Source organism: Thermus sp., assembly GCF_056332225.1.
Genome location: NZ_JBWGQW010000177.1, coordinates 1 through 747 on the forward strand (window position 1 = coordinate 1; position 747 = coordinate 747).

1 pseudogene is annotated in these 747 nt (G+C 74.8%); it reads left to right on the forward strand.

The features are described 5' to 3' along the window. Positions 1–747, forward strand: a pseudogene (locus AC01Y6_RS10765) (hypothetical protein); the annotation flags it as partial.

Below are 747 nucleotides of genomic sequence, written 5' to 3' on the forward strand. Positions count from 1 at the left end.
CGCGGCTTAGCCTCACCTTAAGCGCCCTGGGCCAGCGCCTGGACCTGGGCTACGCCCTCCGGGAAGGGGGGCTCACCCTCACCCCCTACCTCGCCCTGCGCCGCCTTGCAAGCCCCGAGGAGGTGCGGGCGGGGGGCGGCCTCGAGGCCCGGCTGGAGGAGCGGGCCTATAGCCTTTCCGGTCGGCTGGAGTACCTGGGCGGGTTCGCCCTCCGCCTGGGCGGGGCCACCCGCAGCCAGGAGCCCTTGGGGCTCAAAGGGGAGATCGCCTACCAGGAGGGCGCCCTTCAGGGAAGCCTTCAGGGTGGGGCCCAGCTGAGCGAGGAGGTGCGGGCCTCCCTGACCCTCTCCGCCGGGAGCGGCCTGGGGGGGCGGTTCGGGCTGGAGTACCGCCCCCTCCCCCTGCCCCTCACCCTCCAGGGGGGCCTGGGGTACCAGGGGGGCCCGGCGGCCGACCTCGGCTTCCGGCTCCGCTTGGACGGGCTCGAGGCCGGGGGCAGCCTGGGCTACCAGGCGCAGGGCACCTGGGGCGCCCTCTACCTGGGCTACCGGGGGCGGGAGTTCAGCGTGCAGACCAGTCTCACCCTTTCCCCCGCGCGGAGCGCCCTCCTCCTCGCGGCGCAAGGCCGCCTGGAGAACCTGGAGGGGGGGCTTCAGGTGGGCTACGACCTCGCCTCCCGAAGCCCCGAGGCCCAGGCCGCCCTCCTTTACCGCCTTCCCGAGGGCTTTGGCCTGGGCCTCTCGGGCC